This window comes from Streptomyces sp. NPDC060064, from assembly GCF_042736455.1.
Taxonomy (GTDB): Bacteria; Actinomycetota; Actinomycetes; order Streptomycetales; family Streptomycetaceae; genus Streptomyces.
In genome coordinates this window covers 62,620-86,997 of sequence record NZ_JBHWWF010000034.1, presented here as the reverse complement: position 1 = coordinate 86,997, position 24,378 = coordinate 62,620, and the positions used below count along the sequence as shown (strand labels likewise).

The window sequence follows — 24,378 nt, the reverse complement described above, 5'->3', positions numbered from 1 at the left end:
CCTATAACAACCCCCCTTGGGTGGTCGGCTGCTTCTTTTTTTTATAACACACCCCCCCTCCCCTCACGTGGGGGCGCCCCCCCCCCCCGGGGGGGGGGGGGGGGGCCCCCCCCCCCCCCCCCCACGCTCGCGCCGTCAGGCTGTCAGGCCTTCAGAGCCTTGGTGATCGCCGCGTTGAACTGTTCCACCGTCATCGGCGGGTTCTTGCTGCCCTGCGCCGTGACCGTCTTGCCGTCCATCTTCAGCGTCGGCGTGCCCGTGACCCCGCTCTTGTTGAACGCGTCCGTCATCCTCATCGCCCAGCCGTCGAACGTCCCGTCCTCCACGTTCTTCTTGAACTCGCTGTTGCCCTTCAGCGCCGGCACGGTGTCCGCGATCTCAAGCAGGTACGAGTCCTTGGAGAACTTGTCGTCCGTCTCGTTCGGGTGGAACTTCGCCGAGTACAACGCGGTCTTGTAGTCGGCGAACGCCTCCGGACTCACATTCAGCGCCGCGCCCAGCGCGCTCAGCGCGTTCTTCGAGCCCTGGCCGTTGATGGACTTCTCGCCGTCGATGAACGTGGCGCCGATGTACTTGATCTTGTACTTGCCGGCGTCGACGTCCTTCTTCACCGTCGCCCCCACCGTCTGCTCGAAGCTCGCGCAGACCGGGCAGCGCGAGTCCTCGTACAGCTCCAGGGTCTTCTTCGCGGTCGGCTTGCCGATGACGACGGTCGTCCCGTTCTCGCCCTCGGTGTTCTTCGGCGCGGTGACGTTCTTCTCGTCCTTCACCGACTCCCAGTGGGTCGGCTTGTTGGCCTGCATGATCGCGTAACCGATGCCGCCCGCGATCGCGAGGACCACGACAGTCGAACCGATGACGATCAGCTGCCGACGGGTCTTGTCCTTCTTGGCCTGGCGCTCACGCTCCTGGCGCAGCCGCTCGCGGGCCGCCGCCTTGTTGGCCTGGCTGTTGCGTGCACTCATGCTGATTCACTCCGTGTGATGTCGTATCAGGAGATACGGAAAATGGGGACTGCGGGCTCAACCGAAAACTGCGGCCGAGCGCGGCGGTCCCCGCCGTCCGACGGAGTGCACCAGCAGACAGGTGGGGGAGGTACGGGGCCGACGGGGCGCGGGGCGCGCTCCGCGGCCCACGGAACGATGGGCCGTGCCCACCGCGATGACCGCGAGCAGCAGCGGCCGGAACGCGAACGCGCCGACCGCCCGCACCAGTCCGGCCAGCGCCGACTCGCCGCGCCGCAGCCAGGCCGCGGCGAGCAGCCCGAGCGACACATGCGCGGCGAGCAGCAGCCAGGGCAGGGCAGGGTCCGTGGAGTGCAGCAGAGCGGCCGCGCCCCGCTCGGGGACGGCCACCCCGGGCAGCGCCGTGCCGACACCGCCGCCGCACAGCACATCGAAGCCGACCGAGCGCAGCGAACCGGCGACCGGTCCGCCGCCGGGGCCGTAACAGACATCCTGACCGGTGGTGAAGACGGTGTCGGCGGCCAGCTCCAGCGGAACAAGCAGGCCCGCGATCCGCCAGAAGCCGCGCTCCCGACCCGACAGCGCGTACGCCACGGCGAAGACACCGGCCGCGAGTCCGGCGACGGTCGTCAGCGGAAGCGGCACCCGCGACAGCAGGACATGGGAGGCAGCGGACAGCGTCACGACCAGTGCCGTGAAGATCGCTGCCCGCAGCCCCCTGAGCCGCGCCTCGCTCATGTCCATCACCGGGGAGTGTCCCATGCGTCTCTGTAAGCGACACCTAAGGATCCCGCCTGGCCCCCCGGCCGGATCCCGCCCGGCTCCCGGCCGACCCTAGAGACCCGGAATCCTTCCGTTACGGAAGAGGTCCACGAAGATCTGGTGGTCCGCCCGCGCCCGCGCGCCGTAGCTGTGCGCGAACTCCACCAGCAGCTCGCCGAAGCTGTCCTCGTCGGCCGCGATCGCCGCGTCGATGGCCCGCTCCGTGGAGAACGGCACCAACGAGTGACCGCTCTCGTAGTCCGCCGCGCCGTGCATCGTGGCCGTCGCCCGGCCGAGGTCGGCGACGACCGCCGCGATCTCCTCCGGATCGTCGATGTCCGACCAGTCCAGATCCACCGCGTACGGCGAGACCTCGGCCACCAGCTGGCCCGAGCCGTCCAGCTCGGTCCAGCCCAGCCACGGGTCGGCGTGGTCCTGCAGCGCGCGCTGCGAGATCACCGTGCGGTGACCCTCGTGCTGGAAGTACTCACGCACGGCGGCGTCGGTGATGTGCCGGGAGACCGCCGGGGTCTGCGCCTGCTTCATATAGATCACGACATCGTTCTCGAGGGCGTCGCTGTTGCCCTCGAGCAGGATGTTGTACGAGGGCAGCCCGGCCGAGCCGATGCCGATGCCGCGCCGTCCCACGACGTCCTTGACCCGGTACGAGTCGGGCCTGGTCAGGCTGGACTCGGGCAGGGTCTCGAGATAGCCGTCGAAGGCGGCGAGCACCTTGTAGCGGGTGGCCGCGTCCAGCTCGATGGAGCCGCCGCCGGGCGCGAAACGCCGCTCGAAGTCACGGATCTCGGTCATCGAGTCCAGCAGCGAGAAGCGGGTGAGCGAGCGGGCGTCGCGCAGCGCCTCGAGGAGCGGGCCCTCGGCGGTGTCCAGCGTGAAGGGCGGCACCTCGTCGTTCTTGGCGCCGGTGGCCAGGGCGTGGATGCGCTCGCGGTAGGCCGCGGCGTAGATCCGCACCAGCTCGGTGATCTGCTCGTCGCTGAGCGCCTTGGTGTAGCCGATCAGCGCCAGCGAGGCGGACAGCCGCTTCAGGTCCCAGGTGAAGGGGCCGACGTACGCCTCGTCGAAGTCATTGACGTTGAAGATCAGGCGGCCGTTGGCGTCCATGTACGTGCCGAAGTTCTCGGCGTGCAGATCGCCGTGGATCCACACCCGGCCGGTGCGGTCGTCGAGGAACGGCCCGCCGTGCTGCTCCCGCTCCAGGTCGTTGTAGAACAGGCAGGCCGTGCCCCGGTAGAAGGCGAAGGCCGAGGCGGCCATCTTCCGGAACTTCACCCGGAACGCGCCCGGGTCGGCGGCCAGAAGCTCGCCGAACGCGGTGTCGAAAACGGTGAGAATCTGCTCGCCGCGCTCTTCAGCTGTGACCTCGGCGGGTCGCGGTACCGACATCGCTGGGTGCCTCCTGGTGCATGACAAACGGGGCGGGCAGTTCCGCCCCTTCAACGGACGAAGGTACTCGGGAGTGCCCGCCGACTGTCAGCGCGGAGACGTAGACTTCCACGCTGTCCCCCCAGACTGCCCGCAGCCTGTCGCCCACCGTTCTCCGGAGGCATTCCGCCGTGACCACTGGGCGAGGCCGGTCAGGCGGAGACTGTGCTGGAGCAGATGACGTTCCCACTCCGATGCCGCCGCCGTCGTTTCCGTGGCGACCCACCAGGCGGTGGCGGAGCGGGCGACCATGGTCCGCGCATGCCCCGTCCAGAAGTCGGCACGCTCAGCGGGCGAGGGCGTCTCCCCCTGCTACAGGCTGGGGGAGACGGCCCCGAATCGGTTTGGTGCGGCTCATAGAGACCCGGTGATCATGCCTTGCCGGAATGCCTGCCATTCCTCGGCCGTGTACCGCAACGCGGGAAAGAGCGGGTTCTTGTCGGCAGCGGCGAAACGCTGTCCTCCCAGGCCACCACCCGCCACCGCGAACGCAAGATCTTCACCGGCTGCGACGCCGGCCACACGTCCCTGCACGTGGACCCGCACGGGATGGGCAGCGTCTGCAAGATCGCCCGGGACCACCGTGGTATGACGCCAACGCCACCCCCACTGTTGTCTGTTCAGAGATCTCCACGCCGCCACTGCTCGTGCTCTGCGGTGATCGCCGCCTCCACGTTCCGGTGCCGGACGGATTCAACCCAGGCCGCTATCAGGCCTCCGAAAACAAAGCTGTTGTCGGGATTTAACTGCTCGTGCACGGCGAGAGCGCCAGCAACTGGTCCGCGGTCGACTCGGCCCGGTCGCAGGCCGGGCACAGCAGCGACTCCCGGGCTCCCGCGACGCCCTCGCCGCGGGAGTTCTTCCATACGTGGGAGAACCGGGCCAGCAGCAGAACCGCTCCGCCGCAGCACGGGCACGGCGGCAGCTCGTCGAGCTGGAAGAGGATCTCCTCGGTGTCGCTCACGCCACGCCCATCCAGGCGTCGGGGCCGAAGGTGCCCTTGATGTCGGAGGCGACCGAGGTCGGGTCCACCAGGAACCCCAGCTCGTACAGGACGGTCTTCGCGGGTGTCTGGATCCGCATCCGTACCGGGCTCTCGCCCTTGTGCGCGGAGAGGATGCGCTTCAGCTCGGTGACCGTCGGTTCGTTGATTTTGTAGGCGGGGAACGACAGCATGACCGGTGGCCGGCCGCCGCTCTCTGCCGAGGAGACATCCAGCACCTGGATCTCCTGCCCGAAGATACTGACAGCCCCGTCACGGTCGTTGAGGCGTCCTTGGACGGAGACGACGGAGTCGGGGATCAGGGCGTGCTGGACGAGGGTGTAGGTGGCCGGGAAGAACAGAATCTCCATCTCGCCGTCACGGTCTGCGAGGTTGATGATCGCCCAGGGGTTGCCCTGCTTGGTCATCCGGCGGTCGACGCTGGTGATGAGGCCGGACAGCTGCACGACGCCTTCCGTGCGGCCTGAGCCGAGGAGTTCGCTGATCGTGGTGTCCCGGTTGCGGGACAGAATGTGCTCGGTGCCGTCCAGTGGGTGCGCGGAGACGTACAGGCCGAGCATCTCGCGCTCCGCGGCCAGCAGTTGCTTGCGTGGCCACTCGCTGTCGTCGATGGGGAAGTCCAGGCCGAAGACCGGCTCGTCGCTGTCGCCGCCGAGATCCCCGAACAGGTCGTCCTGCCCGATCGCGGCCTGCTTCTTCACCGGGATGACCGCGTCAATGGCGTCCTCGTGCGCGGCCGACAGCCCCTTGCGGGTGTGCTGGAGCGAGTCGAAGGCGCCGGCCTTGATCAGCGATTCGACGGCCCGCTTGTTGAGGGCCCCGATGTCGGCCTTGTCGAGGAAGTCGGCGAAGGAGGTGTACTTGCCCTTGGACTTGCGGGAGGTCACCAGGGACTCGATGACGCCTTCGCCGACGTTACGCACCGAGCGGAGCCCGAACCGTACGTCGTCGCCGATGGCGGTGAAGTTGGCGACGGACTCGTTGATGTCCGGCTGGAGGACCTGAACGCCCAGCTTCCGGGCGTCGGCCAGGTAGATCGCGGCCTTGTCCTTGTCATCCCCCACGGAGGTGAGGAGCGCGGCCATGTACTCGGCCGGGTAGTTCGCCTTCAAGTAGGCGGTCCAGTACGAGACGAGTCCGTATCCGGCGGTGTGGGACTTGTTGAACGCGTAGCCCGAGAACGGGAGCATGACGTCCCACAGAGCCTGGGTGGCCTCCTTGGAATAGCCGTTCTGGTTCATCATGCCGTCGGAGAACTTGTCCCACTCCGCGGCCAGTACCTCGGGCTTCTTCTTACCCATCGCACGCCGCAGCAGGTCGGCGCCGCCCAGCGTGTACCCGGCGAGCTGCCGGGCGATGGCCATGATCTGCTCCTGGTAGATGAGCAGGTGGAACGTGTTGCCCAGGATCGGCTCCAGGGCCCCTTCCAGCTCCGGGTGGATCGGTTGGATCTCCTGCTTGCCGGTCTTACGAAACGCGTAGTTCGTGTGCGCGTTCGCCGCCATGGGGCCAGGCCGATAGAGGGCGAGGGCTGCTGCGATGTCTTCGAACCGGCTGGGCTCCATCTGCTTGAGCAGGGTGCGCATGCCGCCGCCGTCGAGCTGGAACACGCCGAAGGTGTCACCGCGCGCCAGGAGCTGGTAGGTGGTGGCGTCGTCCAGTGGGATCGGCTTGGCGCCGTCCTGGGGGACGGTGTCGGTGGTGATGTTGATGCCGCGGTTTTCCCGGACGTTCTGGATCGCGTGGTCGATGACGCCGAGGTTCCGAAGCCCCAGGAAGTCCATCTTGACCAGCCCCATGTCCTCACAACTGGGGTAGTCAAAGCCGGTGATCTTGACGCCGTCCTTGGCGCGCATGTGGAGCGGAATTCGGTCGGTGAGCCGTGTCTTGGACAGGATGACCGCAGCCGCGTGGACACCGGTGTTGCGGATCAGGCCCTCGACGCCCTTGGCGCCGTCGATGACCTTCTTGACGTCCAGCTCGTTCTCGTACATCTGCCGGATCTCGCCGGCTTCCCCATAGCGGGGGTGGCTCTCGTCGAAGATCCCGCTGATCGGGATGGACTTGCCCATCACATCCGGCGGCAGGGCCTTCGTGATCCGCTCGCCGTGAGAGAACGGGTAGCCCATGAGCCGCGATGTGTCCTTGATCGCGTTCTTGGCCTTGAGCTTGCCGAAGGTGTTCACCATGGCGGTGAACTCGTCGCCGTATTTGTCGACGACGTAGCGCACCATCCGGTCGCGGTGACGGTCGTCGAAGTCGAGGTCGACATCCGGGGGGTTGATGCGCTCGGGGTTCAGGAACCGCTCGAAGAGGAGTCCGTGCTCCAGCGGGCACAGCTCGGTGATACGGGTGGCGTACGCGACGATCGAGCCGGTTGCCGATCCACGGCCGGGGCCGACGGGGATCTTCTGGTCGCGTGCGTACTGGCAGATGTCGGCGACGACGAGGAAGTAGCTGGAGAAGTTCATCGGGCCGATGACCGACATCTCGGTCTCGAACCGCTCCAGGACCTCGGTGGGGATCGGGTTGCCGTAGCGCATGGCGAGGCCCTTGAGGCACTCCTTGCGCAGCCATGACTCTTGCGTCTCGCCTTCGGGGACACCGGGGAAGTTCGGCATCTCGTCGACGTTCTCGAAGACCGACTCGTACGACTCGATGCGCTCCGCGATCAGCAGCGTGTTGTCGCACGCCTCGGGAATCTCGGAGAAGAGCTCCCGCATCTGGGCGGCGGTCTTGAGGTAGTAGCCGGTGCCGTTGAACTTGAACCGGCCCGGGTCGTCCTTGTTCTTGCCCACACCGATGCACAGCAGGTTGTCGTGCGCGTCCGCGTGCTCTTCGAGAACGTAGTGCGCGTCATTGGTGGCCAGCAGCGGGATATCGAGATCCTTCGCCAGACGCAGCAGGTCCCCGCGGACATTGCGCTCCAGGGCCAGGCCGTGGTCCATCAGCTCCAGGAAGTAGTTCTCCTTCCCGAGGATGTCCTGGTACTGGCCTGCGATCTCCCGGGCCTCGTCGTACTGATTCAGACGAAGCCGAGTTTGGATGGCGCCCGAGGGGCAGCCGGTCGTCCCGATGATCCCCTCGGCGTGCTCGGAGATCAGGTCCATGTCCATACGGGGCTTGCCGGCCGGGAACTGACCCGTGTAACTGGCCTCGGTCGACAGATAGAACAGGTTCTGCAGTCCCTTGACGTTCTGCGCCCACATCGTCATGTGGGTGAAGCGACCGCCACCGGAGACGTCCTTCGAGCCCTCGCCGTCGTCCGACATCGCCCTGACACCGCCGGGACCCCAGAACTCCTGCTTGCGGTTGCGGCGCGAGGACGGCGCGACGTACGCCTCGATCCCGATGATCGGCTTCACGCCCTTGAAGCTCTTGGCCACCTGTTGGAACTCGTACGCTCCGAACATGTTGCCGTGGTCGCTCATCGCGATGGCGGGCATGCCCTGACGCTCGACCTCGGCGAACATCGGCTTCAGCCGCTGAGCACCGTCGAGCATCGAGTATTCGGTGTGATTGTGCAGGTGAACAAAGCTGTCGGCCACCGGGCAGGCACCTCCGAGGACGGTCTGGGGAAGCCTCTACCCTATCCCTCGGGCCCCCTCCGAAACGCCTTTCCCGCCGCCTCGCCGAGCGATCGGAAACGGGGCAAGCGACGACCTCGCACGATCGCTCAGAGTCCCCGAAAATCTGCCGAGCGTAGTCATCTCGTGATCGGCTGGGCAACAGCCGGGGCTGTCAGTGGGAGCCCATAGGGTGGCGGCTGGGACGAGCGAGATCCTCCAACAGCAGTCCACGGTTGACGACCTCACCAAGCTCATCCCGGCCGTCATCGCTGCTGACGATGCCGACCCCGAGCTCGTGGCGATCGGCGAGCGCTACTGGGCCCTGGCTGGTTTCGCCCCCGACTACGGCACTCCTGTGTGGTGCGAGAAGACCACGGACATCGACACCGCCGGCTGGGGGCAGCAACTCCAGACAGGAGCCATCGCCAAGAAGTACACGGACCTTCCTCTCGGACACCAGCACCCCGCCCTCGGCCGGAGTCCGCGACATGATCGGTGCCCTGGCCCTGCTGCGGTACGCGCCCTCCACGTCACCATTGCCGACATCAACCACTGGCCGGACCCGCTCCACCCGGACAGCATGAAGATCAGCCCGCTGCTCGGGTCACTGATGCGAGCTGGAATTCTGCAGATCCACCCCTCCAGCAAATCGCCGCGTTCGTCCGGACTCCGGAGAACTTCCAGAAGGCGTACCGCGAAGCCGCAGGAGACCTGGATGCCCTTCCCGCACCCCAGCTCACCGACAGTTTCTATCCTCTGACCGCCAGCTACTGCGCCCCCTACGGCACCAGCCCGGAGAAGGCAGTGGAGACGCTCGACGCCCGCCTGATCTCCTCCCTGGACCGGCGGGCATGACAGCCGGGTGGCACGACGACCTCCTGGCCATCGTCCAGGAACTCATCGCAGAGGAAGCCCTCCGCTACTTCGCGAACCGGCTGGAAGAGATCCATCTGCCCGCCGTCTCGCAGAACTACCAAGCCCGCCTCAACGGGGCGGCCTACAGGGTCGCCGAGCGCCGGCCGCTCGGAGAGATCTACAACCTCGTATGGCGTTCGCGCTCGCTCTCGTGCGTCAGGCACGACGTGATAGCGCACGAGAAGCTGAACAGCGCAGGGGTCATTCGCGCCCCGATACCCAAACGCGACACCGAGCAGCATGGCGCGTTCCGTCCGAACGGCGCCGCCAAAGCGGGCTTGAACCACAGCATCCTGGACGCGGGTTGGGGGGTGTTCCTGGGAATCCTCGTACACAAGGCTGAAAGTGCCGGTCGTCGCGTGATCCCGGTGGCCCCCCGCAACACCTCCCGTCCGTGCCCGGAATGCGGGCACATAGCGAAGGAGAACCGCCCCACCCAAGCGAAGTTCGAATGCACCGCCTGCGGGTTCTCTGCGAACGCGGCCCACGTTGGCGCATTGAACATCCTCAAAAGGGCCGGGCTGGTCCTCGGTGACACGGCATAAGCCAACGACACGGGAAGCCCTTGGAATTACCCGGGGGAGGAGTTTGCAACACCGAGGTGAGGATCAAGCTGCAGGGCCCCCGCAAGACCACGGTGCTCCGGCTCGACCGGCACCGCGTCCAGCCGGACCCGGCTCTCTTCGGCGATCTGAAGGTGCTGCTCGGCCCATCCTGCCTGGCCGGCTAGGGTCCGTGGGCTCGTGAGCCATAAGCCGGTGGACCCGTAAGTCCGTCGGCCTGTACGCACAAACGCCGCAAGGGGCGCGCCCGTCGTCACGGGCGCGCCCCTTGCGTCTTTACAGCGCGATCAGTTGTGGCCGAAGCGCCGCTGGTGTTTGCGGGCAACATCCGCCGGACTTCCCTGGGCCTGCGACTGAGGCTGCGCCTGGGACTCGTAGGCGGTGGACTTGGCCTGCTCGCCACCGCGCTCGGCGGGGGAGGAGGAGCGGTCCTGCTGCTGGCTGCTCTGCTTGCGGTTCTTGTTCTTGGCCATGGTGATGCCTCCTGTGGGATTTCTCGGGGCCAGGGCCGCTGTCAGACTCACATACCCGTAGAACTGCCGCATTTTGGATCATTGCGGTGGGTAAACGGCCCATGTCGCGCCCCGTGCCGGGCTTCCGCCACGCCGATGATCGAGTTCCGGCCGTTAACCCTCTTGCGGTCGGGCAGACTCGAAGGAAACCCGGAACAATCCCCGATCCGGAACCTTCCCCGATCCCGAAGTTCCCGAAAGAGGGTGGAACGCGTGGACCGCTGCGTTGTCCTGGTGGACGCCGGATATCTGCTGGGCGCCGCCGCGAGCCTTCTCGCCGGAGAACCGGCGCGTTCCCGGATCACCGTCGACCACGCCGCCCTCATTCAGGGCCTTCGCGAACTCGCCGAAGCCGATACGGAGCGACCGCTGCTGCGTATCTACTGGTTCGACGGCGCCCCTGACCGCGTACCGCAGCCCGAGCACCGGCGGCTGCGCGTCATGCCGCGAGTGACGGTCCGGCTCGGCGCGCTGACCCGGAGCGACGGCCGCTGGGCGCAGAAGGGTGTGGATGCGGCGATGCATGCCGAGCTCACCGAACTGGCCAGAAATCGCGCTTGCTCGGATGTCGTGCTGGTGACCGGCGACGGTGACCTGCTCCCCGGGTTGATGTCCGCCAAGGAGCACGGCGTCGCCGTCCATCTCTGGGCGGTGCAGGCTGCCGACGGTGACTACAACCAGTCCGAGGACCTGGTCGCCGAGGCCGACGAGCGGCGGGTGCTCGACCGGGTGTGGATCACCCGCGCCGTGCGGCCCAAGGAGCTCACCGGCATCTGTGCGCCACCGCCCGTGCCGCGCCCCGAGATCGCGGCGATTCTCTCCGCGCCGCTGCCCGAGTCGGCGCTCGCCGCGTCGCAGGAGCGGGCGGCCGAGGCCGTACACAACGGATCGCCCGCGACCTCCGAGAACGGTGTCGAGGCCGTCCCCGTCCCCGCCTCCACCAAGGGCGTCCCCACCCCCAAGGATCTGGCGGGCCTGCGCGCGCCCGGCCCGCACACCGGACCGCACCCGACGAGCGCCACCCTGCGCTGGTCCTCCGACAAGGGCTGGGTCGAGCGCCCCGGCGGCAACGGCGGGGCGCTGGGCGAACCGCCGGAGACCGCGTCGCTGCCGACACTGGCCCAGCTCACCAGCGCCGAGCAGCGGTGGGCCGACCGCGAGGAGGACATCACCACGGTCGGCGGCGACCCCTTCGAGGTCGGCCAGGTCTTCGCCCGCCGCTGGATGGAACGGCTGCCGGAATCCAGCCATGTGCAGAAGCTGTCCACCATGTACCCGCGGATCCCGCACCGCATCGACGGTGAACTGCTGCGGTACGCGGCCCGCTTCGGGCTGCTCGCGCACAAGGACGACCAGATCGACGAGCACGACCGCTATGCGATCCGGGCGGGATTCTGGCGCGAGATCGACGTACGGGCGGCCGCCGAGCACGCCCCGGCCGGTGAGTAGAGCGGCAACAGCAAGGGAGTAGCCGGGGCCCGAGGGCATTCCGGGCGTCCGGACCCCGTAGTCTCGTACCTCGTGAGTACGGTGTGCGTGGTGCGGGATCTCGTCAAGACGTACCCCGCCGTGCGCGGCAGGCGGGGGACGCCGGGGACCCCTGAAGTGCGTGCCACCGACGGGATCAGTCTGGATGTCCGACGCGGGGAGATTTTCGGCCTGCTCGGACCCAACGGCGCCGGTAAGTCCACCCTCGTACGACAGCTCACCGGGCTGATGCGCCCGGACTCCGGCAGTGTCGAGGTGCTCGGCCACGATCTCGTACGTCATCCGGAGCGGGCCTCCCGGCTCGTCGGCTATCTCGGGCAGGAGTCCACCGCGCTCGACGAGCTGACCGTCGCACTCGCCGCCGAGACGACGGGGCGGCTGCGCGGACTGTCCGTACGGGACGCACGGGCCGAGCGTGACGCCGTACTGGAGGAGCTCGGGCTGACCGGGCTCGCCGCACGCCCCCTCAAGAAGCTGTCCGGCGGGCAGCGACGGCTGGCCTGCTTCGCGACGACGCTGGTCGGAGAGCGGCCGGTCCTGGTACTGGACGAGCCGACCACCGGCATGGACCCCGTCGCGCGGCGCGCGGTATGGGCCGCGGTCGACCGGCGGCGCGCGGAGCACGGGGCGACCGTGCTGCTCGTCACCCACAACGTCATCGAGGCCGAGACCGTCCTCGACCGGGTTGCCGTACTGGAACGGGGCCGTGTCATCGCCTGCGACACCCCGACCGGGCTGAAGGAACGGGTCGCGGGCGAGGTACGGGTCGAGCTGGTGTGGCGCGAGCGGGCACCGCTGGATGTGCCCGAGGTCGCCGCGCTGTGCGGGTCCGCGCAGGAGTCCGGGCGCCGCTGGGTGCTCAGGCTCGCACCGGACGAGGCACGGGCGGCGGTCGCGGCGGTGACGGGTGGCGCGGCGTTCGCGGCACTCGACGACTTCACGCTGGCCACGCCCAGCCTGGAGGACGTGTACTTGGCACTCGGCGGGAACGCGACGAAGGGGCTGGTCAAGGCGTGAGCACCGTGCCCGCGGAGGCGGTGGCCGAACAAGCGGAACAGGCGGGACAGGCCGGACGGGCCGGAGCGGACGGCGGGGCCGAGGCTGCGGCCGCCGCGCCGCTCGCGCCGCGGGCGCGGCTGCTGCCGGCGCTCGGCGCCGTGTACCGCGCGCAGCTGTCCCGGGCACGGGTCGCCCGGATCCCGCTGCTCTTTGTGGCGACCTTCCAGTCGATCGGGATCATGGTCCTGATGCGCGGGGTCGTCGACGGGGGCGCGGAGGCGCGCGCTGTCGTCGCGGGGTCGAGTGTGCTCGTCGTCGCCTTCGTCGCGCTCAATCTGCTCGCCCAGTACTTCGGGCAGCTGCGGGCCAGCGGCGGCCTCGACCACTACGCCACGCTGCCGGTGCCGCCGGCCGCGGTGGTGCTCGGCGCTGCCGGTGCGTACGCCTCCTTCACCGTGCCCGGCACGGTGGTCACGGCGGTCGCCGGCAGCGTGCTGTTCGAGCTGCCGCTGACGCATCTATGGGTGCTGGCCGCGGTGATCCCGCTCGCCGGTGCGGCTCTCGCCGGGCTGGGCGCGGCGCTCGGGCTGCTCGCGCCCCGCCAGGAACTTGCCACGCTGCTCGGCCAGTTGGGCATGTCCGCGGCGCTGCTGCTGGGGGTGCTGCCGGCCGGCCGGCTGCCGGGGCCGATCTCGTACGCACGTGATCTGCTGCCCTCCACGTACGGCGTCGAGGCCCTCGCGCGGACCTTCGACGCGCGTCCGGACTGGGCGGTCGTCGGGCTGGACCTCGCGGTCTGCGCCTTGGTGGGTGTCGTCTCGCTGACGGTCGCGACGTGGGCGTACCGGCGGGCGGCAGTCCGGTGAGGCGGCGTTCCGGCACGCCTGGCACGATGGCGGTGTGACCGCACCTCTGACACCGCCGCACCAGCCTCATCAGCATTCGCCGAACGACGACCCTTGGCAGTCGCCGCCGACGGGCCACGCGTCCATGCACGCGAAGGATGCGAAGGACGCCGAGGACGCGGAGGAGAGCCCCGAGCTGAAGACCGACCTGCGGGACGCGGCCGTGGTGCTGGTGGCCGTGGCGGTTCTGGGCGTGGCGCTGGGGCTGCTGTGGCTGTGGCTGGCGCCGCGCGTGCCGCTGATCTCGAACGACAAGGCGGTCTTCCTCAAGGACACGGAGGGCGAGGAGGCGGTGGGCGCGGACGGCACCTTCGTGCTGCTGGCACTCGCTTTCGGCGCGGTGAGCGCGGCGGCGGTCTTCTGGTTCCGCAGGCGCGGGGGCATCGCGCTGGTGGTGGCGCTGGCCGTGGGCGGACTGCTGGGCTCGCTGCTGGCGTGGGGGATCGGGGTGTGGTTCGGCCCCACGCAGGATGTGGTCGCGCATGCGCGGGAGGTCGGCCAGGGGGTGACCTTCGACGCGTACCTGGAGCTGAGGGCGAAGGGGGCGCTGCTGGCGTGGTCGGTGGCGGCGATGGTGGTACACCTGGCGCTGACGGCCCTGTTCGGTCCGCGGGACCCGGAACCGGAGTGGCCGCCGCAGTACGGGGCGCCGGGGACGGAGCAGCCGCCGGGGCCGGGCACGACCTGACGCCTGCGGCGGGCCTGTTCCCCTACCCGCCCTTCCCCGTGACTGGGGGCAAGCCCCCAGACCCCGGATGCGACCTTCGGCCGCGTGTCCTCAATCGCCGGACGGGCTGGAGTTTTCAGCCCCGCCGGCCATTGAGGCGCGGGTCCGGGGCCCCGTGACTGGAGGCTCCGCCAAACCCCCGTACACCCTTCAGGGGTCCCCGTAGGGCGCATGTCCTCAACAGTCGGACAGGCTGAAAGAGATTCAGCCCCGTCGGCGATTGAGGCGCGGGGTCCGGGGCGGAGCCCCGGGATCACGCCGGGCGGCGGCCGTGGTTGGCCCGGTGCTTTCGGATGCGCCACTTCCGTTTGCGGGTTCGTTTGGACATGCGCCGTCCTCTCCCCGTCGGAGTGTTCCTACGGTCGTATCCGAGGACAGCCGCCCCGTCGAGCCCCTACGCCCGCCCGATCGGTGCGAGTACCGCCGACGTCAGCGTCGCCAGGTCCGTCGGGGAGAGTTCGACCTCCAGGCCGCGGCGGCCCGCCGAGACGCAGATCGTGGCGTGGACGGAAGCCGACGCGTCCAGGACCGTACGCAGACGCTTCCGCTGGCCCAACGGCGAGATACCGCCCCGTACATAGCCTGTCGTACGTTCCGCCGCCACCGGGTCCGCCATCGTCGCGCGTTTGCCGCCGACCGCCGCTGCCAGCGCCTTGAGGTCCAGCTGGCCGGCCACCGGGACCACTGCCACGGTCAGTTCGCCGTCGACGTCCGCGACCAGGGTCTTGAAGACCCGGTCGGGGGAGACGCCGAGGGCCTCGGCCGCCTCATCGCCGTACGAGGCGGACGCGGGATCGTGGTCGTACGCGTGCACGGTGAACTCCGTGCCCGCCGCGGCCAGCGCGACCGTGGCGGGCGTGCCCCCAGGGCCGCCGGACTTCTTGGTCTTCTTCGGCACCGCAAGCTGCTCCCGTCAGTTGGGGCTCGTCGGCGCCCGGGTCAGATCGACCGCGGGCAGCGACGGAAGATGGCGGATCATCGCGGTCTCCGCGCGCAGGAGCGTCAGCTCCTCCCGCAGTCGGGTCGCCGTGTCCGGGGCCTGCAGCAGCCGTTGCTTCGCGGGAGTGTCCAGTACGGCCGCCGCGGCGACCAGGTACGAGACCACCGAGGGCTCGTCCGGCAGATCCGCCCCGGTGGACAGCGAGCGCTCACGTGCGCCCGCCAGCCGCTTCTGGTAGCTGCGGAAGGCCCGCAGCACGCCCTCGGCGAGCGCGCCCGCGCCGTCCCCCGACTCCTCCGGGATCTCCTCGAGCTCGGCCGTCAGATACGGGCCGCTCGCGTCGACCGAGAGAAGCTTGACCCGCGTCGTACCCGTCGCGAGCACCTCGAAGCTGCCGTCCGCGCGCTCGCGGATCGTTGCCGCGTCCGCGATACAGCCCATGTGGTGGAAGGCCTGGATCGGATCGGAGCCGAAGCCCGCCGCCGGGCCGCGTTCGGGCAGCGCGGTCGGGTCCGGCATGCCGGGCGCGGTCGGCGCGACCTCGCGGCCGTCGCGGATGGCGACCACGGCGAAACGGCGAGGCTCGGACTCGTCCGTCTTCAGCAGCTCGCGCATCATGGCGCGATAACGCTCCTCGAAGACGTTCAAGGGCAGGACGAGGCCCGGAAACAGCACCGAGTTCAGCGGAAAGAGGGGGAGACGTGCGGTGGTCACAACGGTCAAGCCTAATGGCCGAAGGACCAGCTTCGTCCGGCCCGTCCACGCAGTGGCATCGAAGAGGCGATCTGGATCCGTACGCCGTCCCTCGTATCGAGGAACTGACCCAGCGGATCGTCGGTCACGTAGGTCCAGGGGAAGGACGTGGCGTACGGGCCGATCAGCCGGAACTGCTCCAGCGCCTCCGCCCACCGCCCCCGCCCCACCAGCACGTACACCAGCAGATTGCGTACCTCGGCCGGCCATGGATCCCCGGCCGCGTAGTCCGTCGAGAGCGCGATCGCGAGATCCGCCGCCGCGTCGATCCGGTCGTCCTGTACGGAGGTGGTCTCGCCGGTCAGCAACTGCGTGAAGGCCGCGCGCACCGGCAGCGCCTGTACCAGTGAGCCCGGCAGCGCGTCCGCCGCCGCCTGCTCGGCGAAGTCGAAGCATTCGCGGTGCGAGCCGTACCACTGGGCGGACAGGTACTGCAGCGCCGCGACATGGCAGCCGTAGTGGTGGGAGGAGCGGCGCACCGCCTGCTCCCAGAGCGACTCGAAGGCCGTGTGCGTGGCATGCGTACCGCGTGCGTGGTCCAGCGAGATGCGCCACGGCACCGGGTCGTTCGCATCGCCGTCCGCCGCCACGTCGATCAGCGGCCCGATCTCCCGCAGCCGCTCGGCGCGTGCGGGCGACTCCCAGGCCCTGCGGACGGCGAGTTCGGCCTTGAGGACCAGCGCGTCGGGGTCACGGGGCGCCGCGGCGAGCCAGCTCGTCAGCCACTCGTCGCGGTTCAGCGCAAAGGCCGCGAGGCGTGTGACGTACCGGTCGCGGTTCTCCCACTCGGCCCCCTCGCGCGTGATCGCGAGCAGCTTGGCGGCCGGCTCGTACTCACCGAGCGCGGCCGCGACCAGCGCCGGGCCCAGCCGCCCGTCGGGGGCGTCGAGCAGCACCGCGGTGTCCGGCGGCAAGCCGTCGGCGAGCTGCGGCGTATGACGGATCATGCGCGCGGTGCGGATCATGGCGCGGAGCAATGGCATGGTGTGGACCATTGAAAGCTTCGGCTCGAAGACGCGCCAGAGGACAGCTGTGAAGCTTTCGTAGCGGCAGAATGGTTGTCCTGGCGAAAGCCAAGAGAGCGTAAAGAAAGAGGTCGTACGACAGGTGGTTCAGCCCCGTCTGAGCAGGCGGGACGCGCCCGCCGCGACCGTCGTCGCGAGGATCCAGCCGAGCAGGATCAGCGCGGCCGAGGCCCACTGCCAGTGGCTGTCCAGCCGCCAGTAGCCGTCCTGGCCGAGATTGATCACCGGCACCAGCAGATCCAGGGCGTACAGCGCGGCATTCCACTCCGGATGCTCGTCCGCCTTGATCGGCGCCGGTTCCACCTGCGCGAAGGCGAGTGCGCCCAGCGCCCAGAGCACCGCCATCCACAGGGCCGCCCGGCCGGGCCGGTAGCCGTACGCCACCGTCCAGTCCTGGAGATAGCCCCAGAGCTTCGCGGCCAGCGGGAGCGTCTCACGGCGGCGGCGCTGCTTGGCGAGCAGCACCTCGCGCGCGTCCGCGTCCTCGCCGCTGTTGCGCAGCACGGTCGCCAGCCGTTCGTACGGCTCCGGTGAGTACTCCGGAGTCGCCGACGCCACCCACTCCAGGCGCCGCCCGAGCGGGAACTCCTCGTACGGGACGAGGTTTTCGTACACGAAGCCGCCCATCGCAAGCCCGCCAGGACCCGGCCAGCTCGCCGCCATGTCGATCAGCGTCACCACCTTCGCGCCGTTCAGCACGACGCGCCCCTCCTCCGGGCGCTCCGCGTTGAACCGCAGCTCCGGAGTGGCGATCCGGCGCAGCGACAGCTCCTCGCGCGAGCTCAGGACGAACCGCGCCCGGTGGAGGTCGACCGCGTCGCCGAACCGCCCGTCGTCCAGCCGCACCCCGCCATGGCACTCGAAGGGCTGCAGCCGCGTGCCGCGCGACGGCGTGGCCGCATTGCCGATGCCGATGCCGAAAGGGGGCGTGGTGCCCTGATTGCCCGTGGACTCGCTCACCCACGCGCCCGTCATATAGAGCGTCCGCTCCACACTCAGTTGCGGGGCATTGAGTGCACGCCGCTCCGCCGCCGCCCGCAGCCGGCTGCCGCGCAGGCTCAGCGAGACCCCGACCTTCGCGCCGCGCAGGCTGAACTCGCCGTACGTCTCGATCAGTTCGGCCTGCAGATCCTGCGCGACCGACATCCCGTCCGCGGTGATCGCGCGGCCGCGCCGGTCCGGCCTGACATTGATCTGGTTGATCAGCAGATCCGTGCCGATCTGCGCGTCGGTGAGCCGGATGCCGTGCTCCACCCGGCAGCGCGGCAGATGCAGATCGCCCTCGGTACGCAGCCGGGCCGCCTCGAGCCGCGGGATCGCACAGCCCACCATGCGCACCGTGGTGAAGTGCGCCTCGGGCATCAGCACTTCGCTGTCGAAGCGGCAGCCGTTCAGCTCGACGTAGGGGGCGATGCTGCCGCCCGCGAGCTTGAGCGTCCCGGTGATCTGGACCCCGCGGAGCTTGAGCGCGGCGACCCGGCCGGGCCGCGCGGCCGGGCCGCTGAGCAGCAGCCGGGCGACGATGCCGGCGCGCACACTGCGCTCGGGGCCCCAGGGGCGCGGTGAGAAGGGATCGTTCAGCAGGGGATTGGCGTCGCTCAGGTCGTGCGTACTCCCGTTTCGGAATGCGTTCCACATTCGCAGCTCGGTCGGGCGCAGCCCGTCCGGAGCCCCGTCGTCCAGCGGCTCGGTCACTGCCGCTCCTCCGCTTCCTTGGCTCGTACAGCTGTTCTTCCCGCTGAGTGACGGACTGAACGCTAGTGGTCATGAACATGTACTGGGGCATGTATCAGCCAGTGATACGGGAGACCAGCGGCCGATTCCGGTCTGAGAGAATTGGTTCCGTGATCTCACGAATCGATCTGCGTGGCGACGCCCTCCCCGAGGGTGCCGCCCTGCGCGACCTGCTGCCCCGTGCCGAGTTCGACGTGGAAGCCGCCCTGGAGAAGGTGCGGCCCATCTGCGAGGCCGTGCATCATCGCGGCACGGCGGCGCTGATCGACTACGCGGAGAAGTTCGACGGTGTGAAGCTGGAGCAGGTGAGGGTGGGTGCGAAGGCCCTCGCCGACGCACTGGAGCAGCTCGACCCCGAGGTCAGGGCCGCTCTGGAGGAGTCGATCCGGCGCGCCAGAATCGTCCACCGCGCGCAGCGCCGCCGCGAGCACACCACGCAGGTTGTCCCCGGCGGCAGCGTCACCGAGAAGTGGGTGCCGGTCGAGCGCGTCGGTCTGTACGCACCGGGCGGCCGCTCCGTCTACCCCTCCTCCGTGATCATGAACGTGGTGCCGGCCCAGGAGGCGGGCGTCGACTCCATCGCGCTGGCGTCCCCGCCGCAGAAAGAGTTCGGGGGCCTTCCGCACCCGACGATCCTCGCCGCCTGCGCGCTGCTCGGCGTCGACGAGGTGTACGCCGCCGGTGGCGCACAGGCCGTCGCGATGTTCGCGTACGGCACCGAGGAGTGCGCCCCCGCCAATATGGTCACCGGGCCGGGCAATATCTGGGTCGCCGCTGCCAAGCGGTACTTCACCGGCCGGATCGGCATCGACACCGAGGCGGGGCCGACCGAGATCGCGATCCTCGCCGACTCCACCGCCGACCCGGTGCACGTCGCCGCCGACCTGATCAGCCAGGCCGAGCACGACCCGATGGCCGCCGCCGTGCTGGTCACCGACTCCACGGAGCTGGTGGACGCGGTCGAGAGGGAGCTCGAAACGCAGGTCGCGGCCACCAAGCACATCGAGGACCGGATCGTCCCGGCGCTGAGCGGCAAGCAGTCCGCGATCGTCCTGGTCGACGGCGTCGAAGAGGGCCTGCGGGTCGTCAACGCGTACGGTGCCGAGCACCTGGAGATCCAGACCGCCGACGCCTCCGCCGTCGCCGCCCGGGTCCGCAACGCCGGCGCGATCTTCGTCGGCCCGTGGGCGCCGGTCTCGCTCGGCGACTACTGCGCGGGCTCCAACCATGTCCTGCCGACCGGCGGCTGTGCCTGTCACTCGTCGGGCCTGTCCGTGCAGTCCTTCCTGCGCGGCATCCACATCGTGGACTACACGAGAGACGCTCTCGCCGAGGTGACGCACCACGTGGTGACGCTCGCCGAGGCCGAGGACCTGCCCGCGCACGGCGCCGCCGTGAAGGCGCGTTTCGCCGGAGGCGAACTGGATCAGCGCAGCGGTGAAGGCGAGCTGGACCGGCGCAGCGTCGAAGGCGAGCTGGATCAGCGCAGCGCCGGAGGCGAGCTGGATCAGCGCAGCGCCGGAGGCGAACCGGACCGGCACACCGAGTGGGAGGTGCCCGGCAAGTGACCTTCGGCATCGACGACCTGCCCATCAGGGACGAGCTGCGTGGCAAGTCCCCGTACGGCGCGCCCCAACTCGACGTGCCCGTACGTCTGAACACCAACGAGAACCCCTACCCGCTGCCCGAGCCACTGGTCGAGCGCATCGCCGACCGTGTCCGCGAGGCCGCCCGCGAGCTGAACCGCTACCCCGACCGGGACGCGGTCGAGCTCCGCACCGAGCTGGCCCGCTATCTCACCCGCACCGCCGGTTACGAGGTCTCTCTCGCCAACGTCTGGGCGGCCAACGGCTCCAACGAGGTCATCCAGCAGCTGCTGCAGACCTTCGCCGGACCGGGCCGTACCGCCATCGGCTTCGAGCCCTCGTACTCCATGCACGGCCTGATCTCGCGCGGCACCGGCACCGGCTGGATCTCCGGGCCGCGCGGCGAGGACTTCACCATCGACGTGGCGGCCGCCGAGGCTGCCATCGCCGAGCACCGGCCGGACGTCGTCTTCATCACCTCGCCCAACAACCCCACGGGCACCGCGGTCGAGGCCGACACCGTCCTCGCCCTGTACGAGGCGGCGCAGGCGGCCAGGGCCGACACTGCCGGGGCGATAGTCGTGGTCGACGAGGCGTACGTCGAATTCAGTCACCGCCCCTCGCTGCTGCCGCTGATCGAGGGCCGGCCGAACCTGGTGGTCTCGCGCACCATGTCCAAGGCCTTCGGCGCGGCCGGTCTGCGCCTGGGGTATCTGGCCGCGCACCCGGCGGTCGTCGACGCCGTCCAGCTGGTGCGCCTGCCGTACCACCTGTCCGCCGTCACACAGGCCACCGCGCTCGCCGCGCTGGAGCACACGGATACGCTGCTCGGGTATGTCGAGCAGCTGAAGACCGAGCGGGACCGCCTGGTCGGCGAGCTGCGGGCGATCGGCTACGAGGTCACCGAGTCCGACGCCAATTTTGTGCAGTTCGGACGCTTCGACGGCGAAGGGGCCGCCCACGAGGTCTGGCAGCAGATCCTCGACCGGGGCGTCCTGGTCCGTGACAACGGCGTACCGGGCTGGCTGCGGGTCACCGCGGGAACCCCGGCAGAGAACGACGCGTTCCTCGAGGCGGTACGCGCCCTCATGAAGGAACGCAGCGAGAAGGAGCAGAGCGCATGAGCCGCGTAGGACGGGTCGAACGCACCACCAAGGAGACGTCCGTCGTCGTCGAGATCGACCTCGACGGCCACGGAAAGGTCGATGTGTCGACCGGGGTCGGCTTCTACGACCACATGCTCGACCAGCTCGGCCGCCACGGCCTGTTCGACCTCACCGTGAAGACCGAGGGCGATCTGCACATCGACTCGCACCACACCATCGAGGACACGGCCCTCGCGATCGGCGCCGCCTTCAAGCAGGCGCTCGGCGACAAGGTCGGCATCTACCGCTTCGGCAACTGCACCGTGCCGCTGGACGAGTCGCTCGCCCAGGTCACCGTGGACCTCTCCGGGCGTCCGTACCTCGTGCACACCGAGCCCGAGAACATGGCGCCGATGATCGGCTCGTACGACACGACGATGACCCGGCACATCCTGGAGTCCTTCGTCGCGCAGGCCCAGATCGCGCTGCACGTCCACGTCCCGTACGGCCGCAACGCGCACCACATCGTGGAGTGCCAGTTCAAGGCGCTGGCCCGCGCCCTGCGTTACGCCTGTGAGCGCGACCCGCGCGCCGCCGGCATCCTCCCCTCCACGAAGGGCGCCCTCTAAACTCATGACCGGCCTCTCCACCATCCTGATCGTCGTCGGTCTCTTCCTCGCCGGCGGTGTGTACTCCTTCTCCAAGCAGAAGATGCCCATGGGCCTGATCGGGCTTCTCGGTATCGCCTCCGCGATGTGCCTGGTCGCCGGTGTCCTGCGGATTCAGGGGATCTGGGAATGACCGTGCCCAAGAAGGTCGTCGTCTTCGACTACGGATTCGGCAATGTCCGCTCGGCCGAGCGAGCCCTCGCCCGGGTCGGCGCGGACGTCGAGATCACCCGTGACTACGACAAGGCCATGAACGCCGACGGGCTCCTCGTCCCCGGCGTCGGAGCTTTCTCCGCCTGCATGGACGGCCTCAGGAAGGCCCGTGGCGAGTGGATCATCGACCGCAGGCTCTCCGGCGGCCGGCCCGTCATGGGCATCTGCGTCGGCATGCAGATCCTCTTCGCACGCGGCATCGAGCACGGCGTCGAGACCGAGGGCCTCGACGAGTGGCCCGGCACGGTCGGCCCGCTGAAGGCCCCGATCGTGCCCCACATGGGCTGGAACACCGTCGAGGCGGCCGCCGACAGCCGGCTCTTCGCCGGAGTCGACGTCGACGCCCGGTTCTACTTCGTGCACTCCTACGCCGTGCACGAATGGGACCTGGAGGTCACCAACCCCGCCATCCGCGCGCCCCAGGTCACCTGGGCCACGCACGGCGAGCGCTTTGTCGCCGCCGTGGAGAACAGCGCGCTGTGGGCCACCCAGTTCCACCCCGAGAAGTCCGGCGACGCCGGCGCCCAGCTGCTGACCAACTGGATTGAGACGCTGTAATGCCGAAGCTTGAACTCCTCCCCGCAGTCGACGTCCGCGACGGCCAGGCCGTACGCCTCGTCCATGGCGAGTCCGGTTCGGAGACCTCGTACGGCTCTCCGCTCGAAGCCGCTCTGACCTGGCAGCGATCGGGCGCCGAGTGGCTGCATCTCGTCGACCTGGACGCGGCCTTCGGCACCGGCGACAACCGCGCGCTGATCGCCGAGGTCGCCGGCGCCATGGACATCAAGGTCGAGCTGTCGGGCGGCATCCGCGACGACGCCTCGCTCGCGGCCGCGCTGGCCACCGGCTGCACCCGGGTCAACCTGGGCACCGCCGCGCTGGAGACCCCCGAGTGGGTCGCCAAGGTCATCGCCGAGCACGGTGACAAGATCGCGGTCGGCCTCGACGTACGCGGTACGACGCTGCGCGGCCGCGGCTGGACCCGCGACGGCGGCGACCTCTACGAGACGCTCGCCCGCCTCGACTCCGAGGGCTGCGCCCGCTACGTCGTCACCGACATCGCCAAGGACGGCACCCTCCAGGGGCCCAACCTGGAGCTGCTGCGCAATGTCTGCGCGGCGACCGACAAGCCCGTCGTCGCCTCCGGCGGCGTCTCCTCACTCGACGATCTGCGGGCGATCTCCTCGCTCGTCCCCGAGGGCGTCGAGGGCGCGATCGTCGGCAAGGCGCTGTACGCCGAGGCGTTCACCCTGGAAGAGGCCCTCGCGGCGGTGTCGGAATGACCGATTCCTTCTCCGATTCCCCTGCCGTACGGCGCATCGGCTCCGACGGACCGTGGGAGGACGCCTTCGGCTACTCCCGCGCGGTCGAGCTGCCGAACGGCCTGGTCCTGGTCTCCGGCTGCACCTCGGTCGCCGGCGGCGAGATCGCCGCGGGCGGCCCCTACGACCAGACGGTCACCGCGTTCGGCGTCGCCTTCGACGCCCTGAAGGAGCTCGGCCTGGGCCGGGGGGACGTGGTGCGTACGCGGATGTACCTCTCCCACGCCCGGGACGTGGACGAGGTCGGCCGTGCCCACAAGGAGCTGTTCGACACGGTCCGCCCGGCCGCGTCGATGCTCATCATCTCCGGCTTCGTCGACCCGAGCCTGGTCGTCGAGGTCGAGGTCGAGGCGTACCGAGGAGGTGCCGGATGACTCTCTCGGTCCGAGTGATCCCCTGCCTGGACGTGGACAACGGCCGGGTCGTCAAGGGCGTCAACTTCCAGAATCTGCGCGACGCGGGCGACCCCGTGGAGATGGCCAAGCTGTACGACGCCGAAGGCGCCGACGAACTGACCTTCCTCGACATCACGGCCTCCTCCGGCAACCGTGAGACGACCTACGACGTGGTGCGCCGCACCGCCGAGCAGGTCTTCATCCCGTTGACCGTGGGCGGCGGCGTGCGCAGCGCCGACGACGTCGACAAGCTGCTGCGGGCCGGCGCCGACAAGGTGGGCGTGAACACCGCGGCGATCGCCCGTCCCGAGCTGATCCGCGAGATCGCCGAGCGTTTCGGCCGCCAGGTACTGGTCCTGTCGGTCGACGCCCGTCGTACTCCCGAAGGCTCCTTCGAGGTCACCACGCACGGCGGCCGCAAGGGCACCGGCATCGACGCCGTCGAATGGGCGCACCGGGCCGCCGAATTGGGCGCGGGCGAGATTCTGCTCAACTCGATGGACGCGGACGGCACGAAGGACGGCTACGACACGGAGATGATCGCCGCGGTACGGAAGCACGTCACCGTCCCGGTCATCGCCTCCGGCGGCGCCGGCAAGCTCTCCGACTTCCCGCCGGCCATCGCGGCGGGCGCGGACGCGGTCCTGGCTGCCTCGGTCTTCCACTTCGGCGATCTGCGGATCTCCCAGGTCAAGGACACCCTCCGCGAGGCGGGCCACCCCGTCCGCTGACCAACGTGGACAACTGACCTGAAACTGGCGTTCGTTGGGAGACGGGCCGGGTAGCGTGCCGTTCGACCCTAG

Annotated in this window: 24 protein-coding genes and 2 pseudogenes; 15 read left to right on the top strand and 11 right to left on the bottom strand. The window is 69.4% G+C overall.

All coding sequences use genetic code 11. The features are described 5' to 3' along the window. Positions 1 to 143: 143 nt before the first annotated feature. The 6 genes from ACFWDI_RS32140 to dnaE all read right to left on the bottom strand — a co-directional run bounded on the left by ACFWDI_RS32140 (position 144) and on the right by dnaE (position 7,679). Positions 144 to 965, bottom strand: a complete 822-nt coding sequence (locus ACFWDI_RS32140; RefSeq protein ID WP_385309400.1) for a DsbA family protein — start codon at positions 963 to 965, stop codon at positions 144 to 146. 57 nt (positions 966 to 1,022) lie between these two features. Then, positions 1,023 to 1,709, bottom strand: coding sequence for a hypothetical protein (locus ACFWDI_RS32135; protein ID WP_385309398.1), 687 nt, complete (start codon positions 1,707 to 1,709; stop codon positions 1,023 to 1,025). A 90-nt stretch (positions 1,710 to 1,799) separates the two neighbouring features. Further along, a complete protein-coding gene (locus tag ACFWDI_RS32130) occupies positions 1,800 to 3,134 on the bottom strand; it encodes a DUF2252 domain-containing protein (RefSeq protein ID WP_385309396.1) in 1,335 nt (444 codons plus the stop codon). Positions 3,135 to 3,527: 393 nt separating this feature from the next. Then, positions 3,528 to 3,695, bottom strand: coding sequence for a hypothetical protein (locus ACFWDI_RS32125; protein WP_385309394.1), 168 nt, complete (start codon positions 3,693 to 3,695; stop codon positions 3,528 to 3,530). A gap of 220 nt (positions 3,696 to 3,915) precedes the next feature. Continuing rightward, on the bottom strand, positions 3,916 to 4,137 hold the full coding sequence (locus ACFWDI_RS32120; RefSeq protein WP_385309392.1) for a DUF6300 family protein: 222 nt from the start codon (positions 4,135 to 4,137) through the stop codon (positions 3,916 to 3,918). Further along, positions 4,134 to 7,679 carry a DNA polymerase III subunit alpha gene (dnaE, locus tag ACFWDI_RS32115; protein ID WP_385309411.1) on the bottom strand — a complete coding sequence of 1,182 codons (3,546 nt, stop codon included), beginning with the start codon at positions 7,677 to 7,679 and terminating at the stop codon, positions 4,134 to 4,136. The genes ACFWDI_RS32120 and dnaE overlap by 4 nt, the downstream gene beginning before the upstream one ends. Before the next feature lie 256 nt (positions 7,680 to 7,935). On the opposite strand from dnaE, the gene ACFWDI_RS32110 reads away from it, so the two are divergent. From ACFWDI_RS32110 to ACFWDI_RS32100, 3 genes and pseudogenes are all read left to right on the top strand, one after another. After that, a complete protein-coding gene (locus tag ACFWDI_RS32110; protein WP_385309390.1) occupies positions 7,936 to 8,505 on the top strand; it encodes a hypothetical protein in 570 nt (189 codons plus the stop codon). A 316-nt stretch (positions 8,506 to 8,821) separates the two neighbouring features. Next, positions 8,822 to 9,205 (top strand): annotated as a pseudogene (locus tag ACFWDI_RS32105) (zinc ribbon domain-containing protein); the annotation flags it as partial. 56 nt (positions 9,206 to 9,261) lie between these two features. Then, a complete protein-coding gene (locus tag ACFWDI_RS32100; protein WP_385309413.1) occupies positions 9,262 to 9,390 on the top strand; it encodes a hypothetical protein in 129 nt (42 codons plus the stop codon). 120 nt (positions 9,391 to 9,510) lie between these two features. On the opposite strand, the gene ACFWDI_RS32095 is transcribed toward ACFWDI_RS32100, so the two are convergent. Next, complete coding sequence (locus ACFWDI_RS32095) at positions 9,511 to 9,696, bottom strand: hypothetical protein (protein WP_385309388.1); 186 nt, start codon at positions 9,694 to 9,696, stop codon at positions 9,511 to 9,513. A 252-nt stretch (positions 9,697 to 9,948) separates the two neighbouring features. Here ACFWDI_RS32095 and ACFWDI_RS32090 point away from each other — a divergent pair, with 252 nt between their 5' ends. The 4 genes from ACFWDI_RS32090 to ACFWDI_RS32075 all read left to right on the top strand — a co-directional run bounded on the left by ACFWDI_RS32090 (position 9,949) and on the right by ACFWDI_RS32075 (position 13,815). After that, positions 9,949 to 11,184: an NYN domain-containing protein gene (locus tag ACFWDI_RS32090; protein ID WP_385309386.1), complete on the top strand. Its 1,236-nt coding sequence runs from the start codon at positions 9,949 to 9,951 to the stop codon at positions 11,182 to 11,184. An 81-nt stretch (positions 11,185 to 11,265) separates the two neighbouring features. After that, on the top strand, positions 11,266 to 12,240 hold the full coding sequence (locus ACFWDI_RS32085; protein WP_385309410.1) for an ABC transporter ATP-binding protein: 975 nt from the start codon (positions 11,266 to 11,268) through the stop codon (positions 12,238 to 12,240). Further along, positions 12,237 to 13,088 carry an ABC transporter permease gene (locus ACFWDI_RS32080; protein ID WP_385309384.1) on the top strand — a complete coding sequence of 284 codons (852 nt, stop codon included), beginning with the start codon at positions 12,237 to 12,239 and terminating at the stop codon, positions 13,086 to 13,088. The genes ACFWDI_RS32085 and ACFWDI_RS32080 overlap by 4 nt, the downstream gene beginning before the upstream one ends. Before the next feature lie 34 nt (positions 13,089 to 13,122). Then, positions 13,123 to 13,815: an ABC transporter permease gene (locus ACFWDI_RS32075; protein ID WP_385309382.1), complete on the top strand. Its 693-nt coding sequence runs from the start codon at positions 13,123 to 13,125 to the stop codon at positions 13,813 to 13,815. A 433-nt stretch (positions 13,816 to 14,248) separates the two neighbouring features. Here ACFWDI_RS32075 and ybaK read toward each other — a convergent pair whose 3' ends face one another. From ybaK to ACFWDI_RS32055, 4 genes are all read right to left on the bottom strand, one after another. Beyond that, positions 14,249 to 14,752 (bottom strand): Cys-tRNA(Pro) deacylase, encoded by a 504-nt coding sequence (gene ybaK, locus ACFWDI_RS32070; protein WP_385309380.1) that lies wholly within the window; start codon positions 14,750 to 14,752, stop codon positions 14,249 to 14,251. A gap of 15 nt (positions 14,753 to 14,767) precedes the next feature. After that, entirely contained in the window at positions 14,768 to 15,508 is a 741-nt protein-coding gene (locus ACFWDI_RS32065; RefSeq protein ID WP_385309379.1) for an LON peptidase substrate-binding domain-containing protein, read from the bottom strand. A gap of 11 nt (positions 15,509 to 15,519) precedes the next feature. Continuing rightward, positions 15,520 to 16,542, bottom strand: a complete 1,023-nt coding sequence (locus ACFWDI_RS32060) for a hypothetical protein (protein WP_385309377.1) — start codon at positions 16,540 to 16,542, stop codon at positions 15,520 to 15,522. A gap of 117 nt (positions 16,543 to 16,659) precedes the next feature. Beyond that, a complete protein-coding gene (locus tag ACFWDI_RS32055) occupies positions 16,660 to 18,267 on the bottom strand; it encodes an oxidoreductase (RefSeq protein WP_385309375.1) in 1,608 nt (535 codons plus the stop codon). A 149-nt stretch (positions 18,268 to 18,416) separates the two neighbouring features. Here ACFWDI_RS32055 and hisD point away from each other — a divergent pair. From hisD to hisF, 8 genes and pseudogenes are all read left to right on the top strand, one after another. Further along, positions 18,417 to 19,715, top strand: a pseudogene (gene hisD / locus ACFWDI_RS32050) (histidinol dehydrogenase); the annotation flags it as partial. Positions 19,716 to 19,870: 155 nt separating this feature from the next. Continuing rightward, entirely contained in the window at positions 19,871 to 21,016 is a 1,146-nt protein-coding gene (locus ACFWDI_RS32045; RefSeq protein ID WP_385309374.1) for a histidinol-phosphate transaminase, read from the top strand. Next, positions 21,013 to 21,606 carry an imidazoleglycerol-phosphate dehydratase HisB gene (hisB, locus tag ACFWDI_RS32040; protein WP_327322993.1) on the top strand — a complete coding sequence of 198 codons (594 nt, stop codon included), beginning with the start codon at positions 21,013 to 21,015 and terminating at the stop codon, positions 21,604 to 21,606. Before ACFWDI_RS32045 ends, hisB begins: the two co-directional genes overlap by 4 nt. A 4-nt stretch (positions 21,607 to 21,610) precedes the next feature. Further along, positions 21,611 to 21,778, top strand: coding sequence for a hypothetical protein (locus tag ACFWDI_RS32035; RefSeq protein ID WP_327322992.1), 168 nt, complete (start codon positions 21,611 to 21,613; stop codon positions 21,776 to 21,778). Next, positions 21,775 to 22,416 (top strand): imidazole glycerol phosphate synthase subunit HisH, encoded by a 642-nt coding sequence (gene hisH, locus ACFWDI_RS32030; RefSeq protein WP_385309371.1) that lies wholly within the window; start codon positions 21,775 to 21,777, stop codon positions 22,414 to 22,416. Before ACFWDI_RS32035 ends, hisH begins: the two co-directional genes overlap by 4 nt. Further along, the gene (gene priA / locus ACFWDI_RS32025) at positions 22,416 to 23,141 is read left to right on the top strand and encodes a bifunctional 1-(5-phosphoribosyl)-5-((5-phosphoribosylamino)methylideneamino)imidazole-4-carboxamide isomerase/phosphoribosylanthranilate isomerase PriA (protein ID WP_327322990.1); all 726 of its coding nucleotides are present in this window, start codon (positions 22,416 to 22,418) and stop codon (positions 23,139 to 23,141) included. The genes hisH and priA overlap by 1 nt, the downstream gene beginning before the upstream one ends. Further along, positions 23,138 to 23,554: a RidA family protein gene (locus tag ACFWDI_RS32020; protein ID WP_385309369.1), complete on the top strand. Its 417-nt coding sequence runs from the start codon at positions 23,138 to 23,140 to the stop codon at positions 23,552 to 23,554. The genes priA and ACFWDI_RS32020 overlap by 4 nt, the downstream gene beginning before the upstream one ends. Next, positions 23,551 to 24,306 (top strand): imidazole glycerol phosphate synthase subunit HisF, encoded by a 756-nt coding sequence (hisF, locus tag ACFWDI_RS32015; protein ID WP_327322988.1) that lies wholly within the window; start codon positions 23,551 to 23,553, stop codon positions 24,304 to 24,306. The genes ACFWDI_RS32020 and hisF overlap by 4 nt, the downstream gene beginning before the upstream one ends. Positions 24,307 to 24,378: the final 72 nt, after the last annotated feature.

Excerpts from the sequence above, each read along its gene's own strand:
- dnaE (WP_385309411.1), bottom strand. The coding sequence starts at position 7,679 with ATGCTCGACGGTGCTCAGCGGCTGAAGCCGATGTTCGCCGAGGTCGAG.
- ACFWDI_RS32020 (WP_385309369.1), top strand. The coding sequence starts at position 23,138 with ATGACCGATTCCTTCTCCGATTCCCCTGCCGTACGGCGCATCGGCTCC.
- priA (WP_327322990.1), top strand. The coding sequence starts at position 22,416 with ATGCCGAAGCTTGAACTCCTCCCCGCAGTCGACGTCCGCGACGGCCAG.
- hisB (WP_327322993.1), top strand. The coding sequence starts at position 21,013 with ATGAGCCGCGTAGGACGGGTCGAACGCACCACCAAGGAGACGTCCGTC.
- ACFWDI_RS32095 (WP_385309388.1), bottom strand. The coding sequence starts at position 9,696 with ATGGCCAAGAACAAGAACCGCAAGCAGAGCAGCCAGCAGCAGGACCGC.
- hisF (WP_327322988.1), top strand. The coding sequence starts at position 23,551 with ATGACTCTCTCGGTCCGAGTGATCCCCTGCCTGGACGTGGACAACGGC.
- ACFWDI_RS32035 (WP_327322992.1), top strand. The coding sequence starts at position 21,611 with ATGACCGGCCTCTCCACCATCCTGATCGTCGTCGGTCTCTTCCTCGCC.
- hisH (WP_385309371.1), top strand. The coding sequence starts at position 21,775 with ATGACCGTGCCCAAGAAGGTCGTCGTCTTCGACTACGGATTCGGCAAT.
- ACFWDI_RS32140 (WP_385309400.1), bottom strand. The coding sequence starts at position 965 with ATGAGTGCACGCAACAGCCAGGCCAACAAGGCGGCGGCCCGCGAGCGG.
- ACFWDI_RS32130 (WP_385309396.1), bottom strand. The coding sequence starts at position 3,134 with ATGTCGGTACCGCGACCCGCCGAGGTCACAGCTGAAGAGCGCGGCGAG.
- ACFWDI_RS32060 (WP_385309377.1), bottom strand. The coding sequence starts at position 16,542 with ATGGTCCACACCATGCCATTGCTCCGCGCCATGATCCGCACCGCGCGC.
- ACFWDI_RS32135 (WP_385309398.1), bottom strand. The coding sequence starts at position 1,709 with ATGGACATGAGCGAGGCGCGGCTCAGGGGGCTGCGGGCAGCGATCTTC.